This is a genomic window from Acinetobacter sp. YH12046 (assembly GCF_013419905.1).
Taxonomy (GTDB): domain Bacteria; phylum Pseudomonadota; class Gammaproteobacteria; order Pseudomonadales; family Moraxellaceae; genus Acinetobacter.
The window spans coordinates 1-14,643 of record NZ_VOZF01000010.1 but is presented as its reverse complement, the minus strand read 5'-3'; the positions used below and the strand labels follow the sequence as shown (position 1 = coordinate 14,643).

Below are 14,643 nucleotides of genomic sequence, written 5' to 3'. Positions count from 1 at the left end.
AAAAAATAATTAAAAACGAATTTTATGTGAGTAAAACAGATATATAGACGGAGCTTATATTTCATCGCTTTATCCGTCATCAGAGAGGCCTTAAAAGCATGTTGTATTTAAAAAATGCTCAACCCGTCAAAGATATAAATGTGCTGGATCGTGCCTTTCATTATGGTGATGGTTGCTTTACTACCGCGCGCATCCGTCGAAACCGGATCGAGTTAGCAGACCGTCATCTAGCCCGTTTAAGGATGAGCCAGCAAAAAATAAGTTTGCAGGCTGATCTGGACCTGATTGAAAAAAGTTTGCAAGCGTTATTGAAATCAGAAGATGAATTGAACGGAACCTTAAAGATTGTACTGAGTCGTGGTATAGGACAGCGTGGTTATAGCCTGCCAGAGCATCCGGCAGATCTTTGGGTGTTCTATTATCCGAAAACAGTACAGGACTTCAGTTATGAGCAGATTCAGACGGGTGTATTGCAACAGGCCATTGGCCTCAGTATGCCGAATCTGGTGGGGCTGAAAACCTTAAACCGTCTGGAACAGGTGTTGCTTAAACAGGAAGCGGATCAGCATGGCTGGCCGGAAGCACTGGTAACTGATGTGCAGGGTACAATTGTTGAAGGGGTGAGCAGTAATTGCTTCATTCGTATAAACAATACATGGATTACACCAGAACTTCGTTATAATGGCGTCTTCGGTGTGATGCGTGCAGAAATTTTGCAACGTATGCATGATCAGGGCATTATCTGTCAGCAGCGTGATGTGGAAATGGATGAAATTCCCCATATCGACAGTCTGTTTTTCTGCAATGCGCTCAGTCCGATGAAAATTGCCACTCAATTTGAGCAGCGTGCTTTAAATGTAGATGCTTGTATTGAACTTTTTAACCGTCTTCGATTGAATCAGATGCCTTATTAATATGTCAGCTTCCAAGTCTAAAACCAAAAAGAAAAATAATGCCAAACGCCCTGGTTTCATGAAAGGGATAGTTTTATTTCTAATCGGGATACTCCTGGTTCTAGGGTTGATCCTGAAAGCTAGCCTATGGAAAGATTATCCTGTAGAAGGTCAAAAACAGTTACTGGCAATTAGTAACGGTGAAACCTATTCTGGATTTATTGATCGGCTGGCCAAAGAAAATTATGTCAGCTTTCCGATTATTTTAAAGCTGTATCAGCGCATCATGATTCATGACACCATGAAGGCGGGTGTTTATGAAATTCCTCAAGGTATGAGTATCCGTGCAGTGCTGGACATGATTTCCAATGCAGAAAATGCTCAGATGAACCGGATTCTGGTGATTGAAGGTACGACTTTTAAACAGCTGATTGATGCCTTAAAGAAAGATGATCTGGTAACTAAAGAAGTGGTGAATTTGCCAACCGATCAATTGCTCAAAGAACTCAATATTCCATTCAATCATCCTGAAGGTCTGTTTGCTCCGGATACCTATTTCTTTGCCAAAGGTGAAACGGATCGCAAGATCCTAACCGATCTTTATCAGCGCCAGATGAAGTCTCTGGATCAGGCTTGGGAAAAACGTGCTTCAGATCTGCCATATCAGAATAAATATGAAGCGCTAATCATGGCATCGATCATTGAAAAAGAAACCAGTCTGGATAGCGAGTTACAACAGGTATCTGGTGTATTTGTGCGCCGTTTGAAAATCGGCATGCGTCTACAGACAGATCCAACCGTAATTTATGGTATGGGGGAGAATTACAAGGGTAATATCACCCGTCAGGATTTACGCACTCCAACACCCTATAACACCTATACCATGGCTGGCTTACCACCGACACCGATTGCCTTGCCAAGCAAGAAAGCCATTGAAGCAGCGATGCATCCGGACAATTCACAAAATATTTATTTTGTTGCAACGGGTAATGGTGGGCATAAATTCAGCAGCAGTCTGCAAGACCACAATAGAGCAGTGCAAGAGTATCTTTCTGTTTTACGTTCAAAAAATAAGGAATGAGCATGTTTATCAGCTTTGAAGGCACTGAGGGTGTAGGGAAAACCACACTCATTCGTCGTATCTATGATGATTTTATTGCTCAAGGTAAAGAGGTCGTGTTGACCCGCGAGCCGGGTGGCACACCAATGGCAGAACAGATTCGTTCGCTGTTATTGGCCGTAAACCACGAAGAAGCGATGTGCCATGATACAGAGTTATTGCTGATGTATGCGGCACGTGCCCAGCATCTGGCACAAGTGATTTTACCCGCTTTAAATGCTGGAAAAATTGTCTTATGTGATCGCTTCAGTGATGCCAGTTTTGCCTATCAATGTGCAGGGCGTGGACTCAGTGAAGACAAGCTGAATCTGTTAAATCAAAATTTTGTGGAACGTATGCCGGATATTACGTTCTGGCTGGATGCACCGATTGAACTGGGTATGAATCGCGCCCGTGCCCGAGGTGCGCTGGATCGATTTGAACAAGAGAAAGTTACTTTCTTTGAGAAAGTTCGCGCCGGATATGCCGCGCTATGCCAGCGTCATCCAGAGCGGATTAAACGTCTGGATGCGACTCAAACACCGGATCAGGTGTTTGAACAGGCGCTGTCTTATTTAAAATAATTTTATTCTAAAGATATTTTTGGCATACTTTTCTCTAGTTATTTCAAGGAAGAATCTCTATATTGGAATAAATCAGGAAGATAAAACATGATGAAAAGTACAAGAGAAGAAATCATCCAGTTTTTACAGCAGGAATTTCCACAGAGCCTGGAAAAGTGCCAGATCGAAGCTGTAGTGCCTCAGGGTGCAACCGTACTGTATCGAGTGAGTGAGCAGGAATTACGTCCCGGCGGCACGGTATCTGGCCCTACTATGATGACCTTGGCTGATCTGGCTTTATATATTGCCATTCTCGGTGAGATTGGACTGGTTGGCCTAGCAGTGACCACAAACTTGAATATTAATTTTTTGCGTAAACCTTCAGGCGGAGTCGATCTGCGAGGGGAAAGTAAATTGATGAAAGTGGGGAAGGCGCTCATTGTGGGAGAAGTTTGGATTTATTCGATTGATCAGGAAGAGCCGGTTGCCCATGTGACAGCGACCTATTCGGTTCCACCACGTAAAGAACCCATACATTCCTTAAAATGCTGATTAACTCATACAAATCATATGCTTTATTTAAATAACCTGATTATTCTAAAAACTTAAAAAATCAGAGCCAAAGAAAAGGCAGATAATATTTAAAAATATTAACTGCCTTATTTATATCTTTAAGCATTCACCAAAGGAGTTTCTACTTCAAAACTTGGTGGAATTAGTACAGTTTTACGTAGTTCAGGCAGCAATTCTGGATAATCTAGGGTGAAATGCAGGCCACGGGATTCTTTACGTTGCATGGCACAACGCACAATCATCTCTGAAACGAGTACCAGATTACGCAGCTCGATCAAGTTTTTGCTCACCTGATAATCCTGATAGTATTCGGTAATTTCTTTCTTTAACATCTCAATCCGGTGCAGGGCACGTTCTAGACGTTTAGTGGTGCGGACGATACCCACATAGTTCCACATGGTCTGACGCAGCTCGTCCCAGTTTTGCAGAATAACTACATCTTCATCAGGATTGGTCACCTGAGAATCATCCCATTCTGGTACTTCAGGGATAGCTTGATCTGCCTTGAAATTTTCCTGAATATGTTTGGCAGCACTCATGCCATATACAAAACATTCTAAAAGTGAGTTGCTGGCCATGCGGTTAGCACCATGTAAGCCAGTATAGGACGTTTCACCAATGGCATAGAGTCCGACAATATCAGTCTGGCTATTTTCATCTACGACCACACCACCACAGGTATAATGCGCAGCAGGAACCACAGGAATCATTTCCTTGGTGATGTCGATGCCAAGCTCTAGCAGACGTGCATACAGGGTCGGGAAATGTTCCTTGATGAAGCCTTCATCTTTATGGGTAATGTCCAGCCAGACATGACGAATGCCCAGACGTTTAATCTCATAGTCAATTGCACGCGCCACAATATCACGTGGTGCCAGTTCTGCTCGCTCATCAAAGCGCAGCATAAAGCGCTCACCATCAGGAAGGCGTAAATAGGCGCCTTCACCACGCATAGCTTCTGTAATCAGGAATGAACGGGCTTGTGGATGATATAAACAGGTCGGATGGAACTGGTTGAATTCCATATTGGCAACCCGGCAACCGGCACGATAAGCCATCGCAATCCCATCACCGGTCGCGATATCAGGGTTCGAGGTATAAAGATAAGCTTTCATAGCACCGCCACAAGCCAGAGCAGTAGATGGTGCTAAGAAAGTGTGGACTTGTGCACTTGCTTCATTGAGTGCATATAAACCTAAAGCGCGATTTTTACCATCTAAGCCCAGTTTTTGTGAGCAGATCAGGTCGATCGCAATGTAATTTTCAAAGATGGTAATATTTTCTTTTTCCTGAGCGCGCTGTACCAACGTGGTAGAAATGGCACGCCCAGTCGCATCAGCTGCGTGAATGATTCGGCGCTGTGAATGGCCGCCTTCACGGGTCAAATGTAATTGTTCCTGCTCATCCAGGGTAAATTGGACGCCGTGTTTCAGCAGAAAATCCACCGAAGGCTTACCACCTTCAACCGTCTGCTTCACCGCATCCATTTCACACAGATGTACACCTGCAATCATGGTGTCATCAATATGCTGTTCAATCGAGTCTGTCTCATCCAGTACGGCTGCAACGCCGCCTTGTGCATAATAGGTACTGGCATCGGTCAGGGTGGATTTGGCAAGAACTGCAATATTAAAATGTTCAGGCAAAGAAAGTGCTAGACTAAGACCGGCACCACCACTGCCCACAATGATCACGTCAAAATGATGGGTAAGGGGAAAATTAGACATGTCCATCAGCTAATTGAAAAAAGTCCGTTAATCAGAGCGCTTTTTTGTACAAAAGGCAAGCGTTTAAGTGCTCATTTATTGATGAAAAAAATTAATAAAAGCTTTAACTTAATGCTTTAGAAAAATTAAAGGTTGCCAACATTCAAGCTTTCGAACATATTGTTACTTAAAATATATGAAGTTTGTGATAAAACCTATTTACATAAATTTATCAACAATTTGGGTGAATAATTTATATGAAAATTCTGGATTTAAAAAAAGGATTATTTGCAGCGACTGTTACCATGAGTACTGCTCAGTTACAGGCAGTAACACCCGTCGATTTTTCTAACCTGGTTGATCAGGTCAGTCCGGCAGTTGTCAGTGTGAGTGTTGTCAAGAAAATGAGCGAAGAAGAGCTCTTGCAACAACAGGTTCCTGAAATTTTACGCCGTTTCTTTGGTAATCAGGTGATTATTCCGCAGCCACGTGTACCGCAGGAAAAAACCGGATATGGGAGTGCCTTCTTCATTAGTAAGGATGGCTATCTGCTGACCAACCACCACGTAGTTGAAGATGCGTCTAAAGTGACAATTACCTTGAATGATCGTCGGGAAATTGATGCGACAGTCGTAGGAAGCGACGAGCGTACTGACGTCGCTTTATTGAAAGTCAATGGTTCAGGTTTCCCGGAACTGCGTACTGGTGATGTCGATAAATTACGTGTAGGTGAGCCTGTACTAGCAATCGGTTCACCTTTTGGTTTTGACTACTCCGCTTCTGCCGGGATTGTCAGTGCCAAGATGCGTAATATGATGGGCGAAACCGCAGTCCCATTTATTCAGACTGATGTGGCCCTGAATCCAGGTAACTCGGGTGGACCGCTATTTAACCAGCGCGGTGAAGTGGTTGGGGTGAACTCACGAATCTTCAGTGGTACTGGCGGTTATATGGGCCTGTCATTTTCGATTCCCATTGATGTCGCTATGGAAGTGGCTGACCAGCTGAAACGTGATGGTAAGGTGACCCGTTCTTATCTGGGTGTAAGCCTGCAAGATATCGACCGTACTTTGGCTGAATCTTATAAATTATCTAAGCCAGAAGGTTCTTTAATTACCCAGGTGGCACCAAACTCGCCAGCGGCTAAAGCGGGTCTGCAAGCCGGTGATGTGATTTTAAAATACAATGGTACTGATATTTCACGCACTAGTCAGTTGCTGAACTATTTGAACCGTTCTGCGCCTAAACAGCAGATCCAGTTAGAAGTATTACGTGATGATAAACGTCGTAGTATCAATGCAACACTCACGACTGCACCAGATGAAACGCCAGCCAAAGCAGGTAACCAGGCTCAGCCAAATAAAGGTCCGGTATTAGGCGTTACTATTCGGGAATTAAGCCCGGCTGAAAAAGAGCGTTTAGAGATTAAGGGTGGTGTAGTCATTCAGGATGTTCGTAGAGATGGGATCGCAGCTCAGGCACGGATTATGCCAAATGATGTCGTGACTCAAATCAATGGTAAAGCAATCTTGAACAGTAACCAGTTTGTGGAAGCTGTGGCAGATTTGAAAAAAGGTAGTGTTGCCCGTGTCGGTCTGATTCGTCAGGGTCAACGTGCCATTGTCGGGATGCGCATTTCATAAAATAAATGAATCTTCAATAATAAAAGACCGCTTGTATAGGCGGTTTTTTATTTTTCGCAATTTACCCGAGGCATAATTTCTGTAGACTCTGTATATAGAAAAAATTGCGATAAAGGATTAGAGAAAAGTGACCGGTATTTTTGACCAAGTTTTAAAGGTACAACCTGAACATATTGATCGTCTAGGACATGTGAATAACGTAGTTTATGTGCAGTGGATGCAGGATGTGGCCTCGGCGCATATCGAGCAATTAGGACTCGGTTTAAATGAGTATCTGCAACTTAAACATGCCATGGTTGCAGTTGAACATCATGTCCAGTATCGCAAGGCGGCATTTGAAGGGGATGAGCTGATTCTACGAACTTGGTTAAGTGATCTAAATGCCTTGTATTCATTCAGACAGTATGTATTTTATCGTCCGCAGGATCAGAATATCCTATTTACCGGTAACACGCAGTGGGCCTGTATCGAAATTGCGTCGGGTCGACCGAAGCGTATGTCGCCAAGTTTTACCCAAGCTTATCAGCCTCTCTCAGACAGTATTAACCCTTATGATTTTTCTACTTTATATTTGAGTGAAGAAGCAAAGGCGATAAGAGAAGAATCAATCTAATAAGGTGATGATATCGAGATTGAATAGAGAGTAGCTACCAAATAGGAGGCAACCCATTTAACAAGCTGTTTTCTTGAAAAAAAGCTGAGGAAAAGAAAATAAAACATAAAGCGGTTACGTATTTAAGATAGGCGAGAGAGAAGAAAGATAATTCTTTTTCTGTATCTCCATTCTGCTATAATCCTCGGCAATTTCTATTCGGCTTTTGTTATGCAATGACTTTTTAAATTGCATGACGCGTTTTTTTCTCAAGGTAGCCCATGGCGCAAGCTAAAAAATCTGTTGATATTAAAAACATTCGTAACTTCTCGATTATTGCGCATATTGACCACGGTAAATCGACTCTGGCAGATCGTTTTATTCAAACTTGTGGTGGTTTGCAGGATCGTGAAATGCAGGCTCAAGTTCTTGATTCTATGGAACTTGAACGCGAACGTGGGATTACCATCAAAGCGGCTTCGGTCACCTTGTACTATACCCATCCAAATGGCCAAGAGTATCAGTTGAACTTCATTGATACCCCGGGACACGTGGATTTCTCTTATGAAGTTTCACGTTCTTTGGCGGCCTGTGAAGGTGCACTACTGGTGGTAGATGCAGCACAAGGTGTAGAAGCGCAGTCTGTTGCAAACTGCTATACCGCCATTGAGCAGGGTCTGGAAGTTTTACCAGTACTGAACAAAATTGACTTGCCACAAGCTGAACCCGAACGTGTAATTCAGGAAATTGAAGATATTATCGGGATTGAAGCGACTGAAGCACCGACCTGTTCAGCAAAAACTGGCCTAGGTATTGAAGGTGTGCTTGAAACGCTGGTGAATGTCATTCCTGCACCAACAGGTGAACGTGATGCACCGCTGCAAGCGTTGATTATTGACTCATGGTTCGATAACTACCTGGGCGTAGTATCTCTGGTTCGTGTGAAACAGGGTCGTGTTCGCAAGGGCGACAAGATGCTGGTGAAATCGACTGGTCAGACACATATCATCACTTCAGTCGGTATTTTCAATCCGAAGCATACTGAAACCGATATCCTTGAAGCGGGTGAAGTTGGTTTCGTGATTGCCGGTATTAAAGACATTTTTGGCGCACCAGTGGGTGATACCATTACACTGGCAACTACTCCAGAAGTTCCAACATTACCTGGTTTCAAAAAAGTAAAACCACAGGTATATGCGGGCCTGTTCCCAATCGATTCCAGTGATTTTGAACCTTTCCGTGAAGCATTGCATAAACTGCAAATCAATGACTCTGCGCTGTTCTTTGAACCAGAAAGTTCTGATGCTCTAGGCTTCGGTTTCCGCTGTGGTTTCTTAGGTATGCTGCACATGGAGATCGTACAGGAGCGTCTAGAACGTGAATACGATCTGGATTTGATCTCTTCAGCACCAACGGTAATTTATGAAGCAGTGATGAAAAATGGCAATACCATTTACATCGACAGCCCATCAAAAATGCCAGATGGTTCAACTGTTGAAGACCTGCGTGAACCAATTGCAGAATGTCATATTCTGGTACCACAGGAATACCTGGGTAATGTCATGACCCTATGTATTGAGCGCCGTGGCGTACAAAAAGACATGAAGTTCATGGCGAATCAGGTATCCGTTACTTTTGAAATTCCAATGGCCGAAGTGGTGATGGATTTCTTTGATAAATTGAAATCTTGTTCACGTGGTTTTGCGTCACTAGATTACAACTTTGTGCGTTTTGAAAGTTCATCACTGGTGAAAGTGGATGTCCTGATCAATGGTGAAAAAGTCGATGCACTCGCAATGATCTGCCACCGTCAGGATGCACGTCACCGTGGGATTGCACTGGTTGAAAAAATGAAAGACCTGATTCCTCGTCAGATGTTTGATGTGGCAATTCAGGCGGCTATTGGTGCGCAAATTATTGCCCGTTCTACCGTAAAAGCAATGCGTAAAAACGTATTGGCAAAATGTTATGGTGGTGACGTATCACGTAAGAAGAAACTTCTTGCAAAACAGAAAGAAGGTAAGAAACGTATGAAACAGGTGGGTAGTGTTGAAATTCCACAAGAAGCGTTCTTAGCTGTACTGAAAGTCGAACGCTAATACTATAAGGATAATAAGCCCATGGATTTTGATTTTAATTTGATTCTTGTTCCTGCGACCTTATTTTTTGTCGCGGTCTGGTTGCTGGATAAGTTTGTTCTGAAACAACGACAGACCAAAGGCAAGGGCAATGAAAACTTCATTATTACCTGGGCTTATGATTTCTGGCCGGTTTTGGCCGTCGTTTTAGTATTGCGTTCTTTCCTGTACGAACCTTTCAATATTCCATCAGATTCTATGGTTCCAACACTGGAAACCGGTGATTTTATCCTGGTCAATAAATTTGACTATGGTGTGAAATTACCGATTGTAAATACAAAAATTCTGGATACAGGTAGTCCGGAACGTGGCGATGTCGTGGTCTTCCGCTATCCGCCACAACCAACGATTAGCTATATTAAACGTGTAATTGGTTTGCCAGGTGATCATATTGTTTATGATCATGGTCAGTTAACCATTAATGGTGAGAAAGTAGCAAAAGTTCCAGTAGAATTCAGTCGTGAAAAAGATCGCCTGGATACGCCAAATTCGATTTATCATAAAGAAACCATTGGCGAACATACTTTCACTATGCGTGAGCTGGAAGGAGTCAATGTAGCTCGTCAGGCTCCATTCCTTAACTATATAGAAAATGGTAAGTTTTCAACTGAAAATGGTTTATATTGGGAAGTGAAAGTTCCAGAAGGTCATTACTTTGCGATGGGGGATAATCGCGATCAAAGTGCTGACAGTCGTTTCTGGGGCTTTGTTCCGGAAGAAAACTTAACAGGTCGCGCATTCTATATCTGGATGCATAAAGAACCTGGCTTTAAACTGCCATCGTTTAGTCGAAACGGAATAATCGATTAATTATTTCAGTCAGGAAAATAAAAAATGAAACATCAACAAGGTGCTTCGTATATTGGAATTTTATTTGCAATCGTGGGGTTTGCTTTTCTTGCCAAAGTGGCGATTGCAGTGTGGGGGCCATACTTTGATGATCGTATGGTGGACAATCAGATTGAGGAACTTTTAAAGAGTTCTCCGGCAAATATTGCGCCAGAAAAATTTCGTCAACAGATGGGTCAGCGTTTAGAAATGAACAATATTCGCGATCTGAAATTTGATGAAATTGCCAAGGTAACCAACACTGATGGTTTACAGGTGCACAAGAATTATGAAATTCGCAAGAATTTTATAATGAATATCGATTTAGTGATGAAGTTTGAGAAAGATTTTGATCAAAGCACAGTCAAAACTAAATGATGAGCGTCTTGCCAAACGGATCGGCTATCAGTTTAAACAAGCTGATCTGTTAAAACTGGCATTGACCCATCGTTCAGTCAGTCATAAACACAACTATGAACGCCTAGAATTTCTAGGCGATTCTCTTTTAGGAATGATCATAGCCAATTATCTCTTTACTGCTTACCCGCAGGAAAATGAGGGCCGTCTGACGCGTATGCGTGCGACTCTTGTCCGACAGGAAGCGTTAGGGAAAATTGCCAATGATCTAAAATTGAGTCAGAACCTGATTCTCAGTACGGGTGAGCTGAAATCGGGTGGTCATCATCGTGAGTCTATACTTGCGGATACGGTCGAAGCCATCATTGGTGCGATCTATGTGGATTGCGGTGATCTCACTGTATTACAGGCAATTGTGCTAAAATGGTACGAGCCGTATTTAGACAATATAGAGCCAACTGACCAGCTGAAAGACCCTAAATCACGCCTACAGGAATATTTACAAGCACGTAAAAAACCTCTCCCAGTTTACGAGGTTGTAGATATTCAGGGTGATGCGCCGAACCAGCATTTCAAAGTGGAATGCCAGGTAGAAGGCTTGCCGGTCATGGCCGGTGAAGGTTCAAGCCGACGATTCGCTGAACAGGCGGTTGCGGCAGATATTTTAAAACATTTGGAGCATAAGTCTTAATGACTACTCATTCCGATCACATTGATGCTGATCACGAGTCGCAAAGCGACAGCAATGACTTGATTAGTCAATTTTTCAGTGCACAGGGTACTGAAATTCCTTCTGATTATCGCAGCGGTTTCGTGGCGATTGTCGGACGTCCAAACGTGGGTAAATCGACCTTGATGAACCACTTACTGGGCCAGAAACTTTCAATTACTTCACGTAAACCACAAACCACACGTCATAAAATCGTAGGGATTGATTCACGTGAAAAGTCTCAGGCGGTATTTGTTGATACACCGGGGATGCATAAAAAAGAAGTGCGTGCCATCAATAAAATGATGAACCGAGCTGCGCACTCTGCATTGCGTGACGTGAACTTGGTGCTGTTTGTAGTTGATGCACAAAAATGGACCCAGAACGATGAGCTTGTTCTGGAGAAATTAAAAAATGCGGATATGCCAGTCATTCTGGTGATCAACAAGCTGGACACGTTCGAGAACAAGAATGAGGCCTTACCGCTGATTCGTGAACGTGCCAAACTGATGAACTTTGCTGAAATCGTACCGGTGTCTGCACTTCGTGGTGCCAACCTCGAACACTTACGCGATACGATTGCCAAGTATCTGCCATTCCAGCCGCCGCTATATTCACTGGATCAGCTTACCGATCGTTCAGAGCGTTTCCTGGCCTCTGAAATTATCCGTGAAAAAATCATGCGTCAGTTAGGTGAAGAACTGCCATACGATTTAACTGTTCAGATCGAATCTTTCAAAACTGAAGAGCCGACCCTGAACGAAAAAACAGGTCGTATGAAGCCGGCATGTACTTATATTGATGCCACCATTTTCGTTGATCGTGCTGGCCAAAAAGCCATTGTGATTGGTGAAAAAGGCTCCAAGCTGAAAAAAATCGGTATGGATGCTCGTGTCGACATGGAAAAAATGTTCGAGCAGAAAATCATGCTAACGCTTTGGGTGAAAGTCAAAGGCGGCTGGTCTGATGATGAGCGGGCATTGAAAAGTCTAGGTTATAGCGACATTTAAATTGGATAGGAACGGATCATGATGAAATTTCTGGCAGTTGTTGCATGTGTTTTATTCTTGCAAGGCTGTATTCATAAAGTAGTGACCGTTCCTGCCAAAGTTGCCTATAAAACCACAAAGTACGCGGTCAAAGGGACCGTGGCTGTTGTGGGTGCCGCCATTCCTGATGGGGATGACGAAGAAGACGAGAAAAAATCAAAAAAGAATAAAGATTAAAGAAGCAGCCTATGCGTAATGAAGTGCTGCATGGATACCTGATTCATCATCGTAAATATCGCGATCGCAGTCATATTGTGCATTTATTTACCCAGGAATATGGCCGTATCGACGGGATACTGAGACAAAATCCTCCACCCCAATATCAACCCATCAGCTTGTTAGCTTCAGGCAAATCTGAACTGAAAAACTTCACCAAATTAGAAATTGTTAATCAGCCGATCTTTTTTTTCGGTGATGCCTTCTTTTCTGGCTTTTATCTGAATGAAATCCTGTTGCGTTTATGTCCGCTTGAAGTGCAAATGCCGCTGACCTTTGCCAAATATGGCGAAACGTTGAATGCCTTGCAAAAACTCTCCGATCAGGAAAATCCCAATACTTATTTAAAACAGGTTCTGCGTCAGTTTGAACATATCTTATTAGAAGAACTGGGCTATGAACTGGATTTTTCAGTCGATGCTAATCAGGCACAAATCAATCCCGTGCAACATTACTATTTTCAGTTGAATGAAGGTTTTATGCCTTCGGCTAAAGCCTTACGTTCAACCATGTCGGGCCAGCAGATTTTAACAATGCAGCACTATGAAAATGGTAGGGATTTTAATCCAGAACAGTTACAATTACTGACGAAGCTATATCGACAGGTGATCACTGCTTTGCTCGGTGACCGACCACTGAAAAGTCGACAATTGTGGATCCAAAATTCTCAATCTCAATCGTAGTTAGGAAAATAGTATGGCTGCATTACTTGGTGTCAATATTGACCATGTCGCAACTTTAAGACAAGCACGTGGTACGACGTACCCAGACCCAGTCAATGCTGCATTGATCTGTGAGCAGGCCGGTGCAGAGGGAATTACCCTGCATTTGCGCGAAGACCGTCGACATATTCAGGATGAAGATGTACGTCGTATGCGTCCGGTATTAACTACCCATATGAACCTGGAAATGGCCGTAACTGATGAAATGGTGGCGATTGCTAAAGAAATCCAGCCGCAGCATGTCTGCTTTGTACCAGAAAAGCGTCAGGAAGTGACGACTGAAGGTGGTCTGGATGTCGTTGGTCATTTTGAAGATGTGAAAAAAGCCACCCAGGAACTGTCTGCGATTGGCTGTGACGTGTCGCTATTTATTGATGCAGACATTGCCCAGATTGATGCGGCAGTCGCTTGTGGCGCACCTACAATTGAGCTTCATACAGGTGCTTATGCCGATGCTGACACGCCAGAAGCACAGCAAGTTGAGCTGGATCGCATTATCAAAGGGGCAGAGTATGCGGCTTCTAAAGGTCTGGTGGTCAATGCAGGTCACGGTCTGAACCTGGATAATGTCACTCCAATTGCTGCGATTCCTCAAATTCATGAATTAAATATTGGTCACTCGATTATTGCAGATGCAGTTTTTGTTGGACTGGCGCAAGCTGTACAACAAATGAAGGCTGCAATTAAAGCTGCGCGTTAAGATTGCAAAAGATATATGTCAAATATTGATTATGATGAACTGATGAAGCCTGTCATTGGCTTCTTAGGTTGTGAAACACCAAAAGCCTGGCTCGATGAGGCATTACAGAATCTGGAAATTCTGATGCAGGATCATGCCAACTGTGAGAAGAAAGCAGCCAGTACAGCAATGAACCTGATGTTCCGCTATAGCTTCTTTGTAGATTTACAGGTGAAACTGGCGCAACTGGTACGGGAAGAAATGCTGCACTATGAGCAGGTGCTGGAATTCATGAATAAGCGTGGCCAGCAATGGATTGGACTCAGTGCAGGACGTTATGCAGGTGGCTTACGCAAAGAAATCCGTACCTATGAGCCAGAGGCGCTGATTGATGTGCTGGTGATTGGTGCTTTTGTAGAAGCACGTTCTTGTGAGCGATTCTATGCGCTTGCGCCGCTGGTGGATGATGAGCTAGGACGTTACTACCGTTATTTGCTTAAATCTGAATCTCGCCATTTTGAGGACTACTTGGCCTTAGCTTTAGATGTGGCTAAAACTGCAAAACTGAAAAATCCACAAGAAGATATTCAAAGCCGAATTGAGCATATCCGTGAAGTAGAAAAGAATCTGATTCTTAGTCCAGATGAAATGTTCCGTTTCCACAGTGGTGTGCCTGCAAAAGCAGCTTAAAAAGCTACTCAATTAAGACATTAAAAAATATCCTCCAAATCGGGGGATTTTTTTATAAAGGCGGATTCAAGCGGCAAGTGCAACAGTATAAAAACCAGCCATAACTTCACTCGGTGTATACCAACCTAGTGTTTTTCTAGGACGATGGTTGAGTGCAAATTCTATCTGCTCTATTTGTTCGTTTGA

The 14,643-nt window shown here is 43.2% G+C and carries 16 protein-coding genes and 1 pseudogene; 15 read left to right on the top strand and 2 right to left on the bottom strand.

Annotated elements, in window-relative coordinates; all coding sequences use genetic code 11:
• Nucleotides 1-98 precede the first annotated feature (98 nt).
• From pabC to FTU03_RS07780, 4 genes are all read left to right on the top strand, one after another.
• Nucleotides 99-914, top strand: coding sequence for an aminodeoxychorismate lyase (pabC, locus tag FTU03_RS07795; RefSeq protein WP_179992696.1), 816 nt, complete (start codon nucleotides 99-101; stop codon nucleotides 912-914).
• Nucleotide 915: 1 nt separating this feature from the next.
• A complete protein-coding gene (mltG, locus tag FTU03_RS07790; protein WP_166138328.1) occupies nucleotides 916-1,974 on the top strand; it encodes an endolytic transglycosylase MltG in 1,059 nt (352 codons plus the stop codon).
• Nucleotides 1,975-1,976: 2 nt separating this feature from the next.
• On the top strand, nucleotides 1,977-2,576 hold the full coding sequence (tmk, locus tag FTU03_RS07785) for a dTMP kinase (RefSeq protein WP_179992697.1): 600 nt from the start codon (nucleotides 1,977-1,979) through the stop codon (nucleotides 2,574-2,576).
• 90 nt (nucleotides 2,577-2,666) lie between these two features.
• Nucleotides 2,667-3,107, top strand: a complete 441-nt coding sequence (locus FTU03_RS07780) for a PaaI family thioesterase (RefSeq protein WP_179992698.1) — start codon at nucleotides 2,667-2,669, stop codon at nucleotides 3,105-3,107.
• A gap of 119 nt (nucleotides 3,108-3,226) precedes the next feature.
• On the opposite strand, the gene nadB is transcribed toward FTU03_RS07780, so the two are convergent.
• Nucleotides 3,227-4,855, bottom strand: coding sequence for an L-aspartate oxidase (gene nadB / locus FTU03_RS07775; protein ID WP_179992699.1), 1,629 nt, complete (start codon nucleotides 4,853-4,855; stop codon nucleotides 3,227-3,229).
• A 236-nt stretch (nucleotides 4,856-5,091) separates the two neighbouring features.
• Here nadB and FTU03_RS07770 point away from each other — a divergent pair, with 236 nt between their 5' ends.
• The 11 genes from FTU03_RS07770 to FTU03_RS07720 all read left to right on the top strand — a co-directional run bounded on the left by FTU03_RS07770 (nucleotide 5,092) and on the right by FTU03_RS07720 (nucleotide 14,457).
• Nucleotides 5,092-6,477: a Do family serine endopeptidase gene (locus FTU03_RS07770; protein ID WP_179992700.1), complete on the top strand. Its 1,386-nt coding sequence runs from the start codon at nucleotides 5,092-5,094 to the stop codon at nucleotides 6,475-6,477.
• A gap of 127 nt (nucleotides 6,478-6,604) precedes the next feature.
• Nucleotides 6,605-7,090: a thioesterase family protein gene (locus FTU03_RS07765; protein ID WP_179992701.1), complete on the top strand. Its 486-nt coding sequence runs from the start codon at nucleotides 6,605-6,607 to the stop codon at nucleotides 7,088-7,090.
• Between the two features lie 260 nt (nucleotides 7,091-7,350).
• Nucleotides 7,351-9,168 (top strand): translation elongation factor 4, encoded by a 1,818-nt coding sequence (gene lepA / locus FTU03_RS07760; RefSeq protein WP_004784519.1) that lies wholly within the window; start codon nucleotides 7,351-7,353, stop codon nucleotides 9,166-9,168.
• A 21-nt stretch (nucleotides 9,169-9,189) separates the two neighbouring features.
• On the top strand, nucleotides 9,190-10,017 hold the full coding sequence (lepB, locus tag FTU03_RS07755) for a signal peptidase I (RefSeq protein WP_159124070.1): 828 nt from the start codon (nucleotides 9,190-9,192) through the stop codon (nucleotides 10,015-10,017).
• A gap of 24 nt (nucleotides 10,018-10,041) precedes the next feature.
• Nucleotides 10,042-10,413 (top strand): DUF4845 domain-containing protein, encoded by a 372-nt coding sequence (locus FTU03_RS07750; protein ID WP_034171224.1) that lies wholly within the window; start codon nucleotides 10,042-10,044, stop codon nucleotides 10,411-10,413.
• On the top strand, nucleotides 10,385-11,083 hold the full coding sequence (gene rnc / locus FTU03_RS07745) for a ribonuclease III (protein ID WP_004784515.1): 699 nt from the start codon (nucleotides 10,385-10,387) through the stop codon (nucleotides 11,081-11,083). The genes FTU03_RS07750 and rnc overlap by 29 nt, the downstream gene beginning before the upstream one ends.
• Nucleotides 11,083-12,111, top strand: coding sequence for a GTPase Era (gene era / locus FTU03_RS07740; protein ID WP_004784513.1), 1,029 nt, complete (start codon nucleotides 11,083-11,085; stop codon nucleotides 12,109-12,111). Before rnc ends, era begins: the two co-directional genes overlap by 1 nt.
• 18 nt (nucleotides 12,112-12,129) lie before the next feature.
• Nucleotides 12,130-12,327, top strand: coding sequence for an NF038104 family lipoprotein (locus tag FTU03_RS07735; RefSeq protein ID WP_179992702.1), 198 nt, complete (start codon nucleotides 12,130-12,132; stop codon nucleotides 12,325-12,327).
• A gap of 11 nt (nucleotides 12,328-12,338) precedes the next feature.
• Nucleotides 12,339-13,049 carry a DNA repair protein RecO gene (locus FTU03_RS07730; RefSeq protein WP_034171228.1) on the top strand — a complete coding sequence of 237 codons (711 nt, stop codon included), beginning with the start codon at nucleotides 12,339-12,341 and terminating at the stop codon, nucleotides 13,047-13,049.
• Between the two features lie 13 nt (nucleotides 13,050-13,062).
• Nucleotides 13,063-13,788, top strand: coding sequence for a pyridoxine 5'-phosphate synthase (gene pdxJ, locus FTU03_RS07725; RefSeq protein ID WP_034171229.1), 726 nt, complete (start codon nucleotides 13,063-13,065; stop codon nucleotides 13,786-13,788).
• Nucleotides 13,789-13,803: 15 nt separating this feature from the next.
• Complete coding sequence (locus FTU03_RS07720; RefSeq protein WP_179992703.1) at nucleotides 13,804-14,457, top strand: tRNA-(ms[2]io[6]A)-hydroxylase; 654 nt, start codon at nucleotides 13,804-13,806, stop codon at nucleotides 14,455-14,457.
• Between the two features lie 66 nt (nucleotides 14,458-14,523).
• Here the strand turns inward: FTU03_RS07720 and FTU03_RS07715 are convergent.
• Nucleotides 14,524-14,643 (bottom strand): annotated as a pseudogene (locus FTU03_RS07715) (IS30 family transposase); the annotation flags it as partial.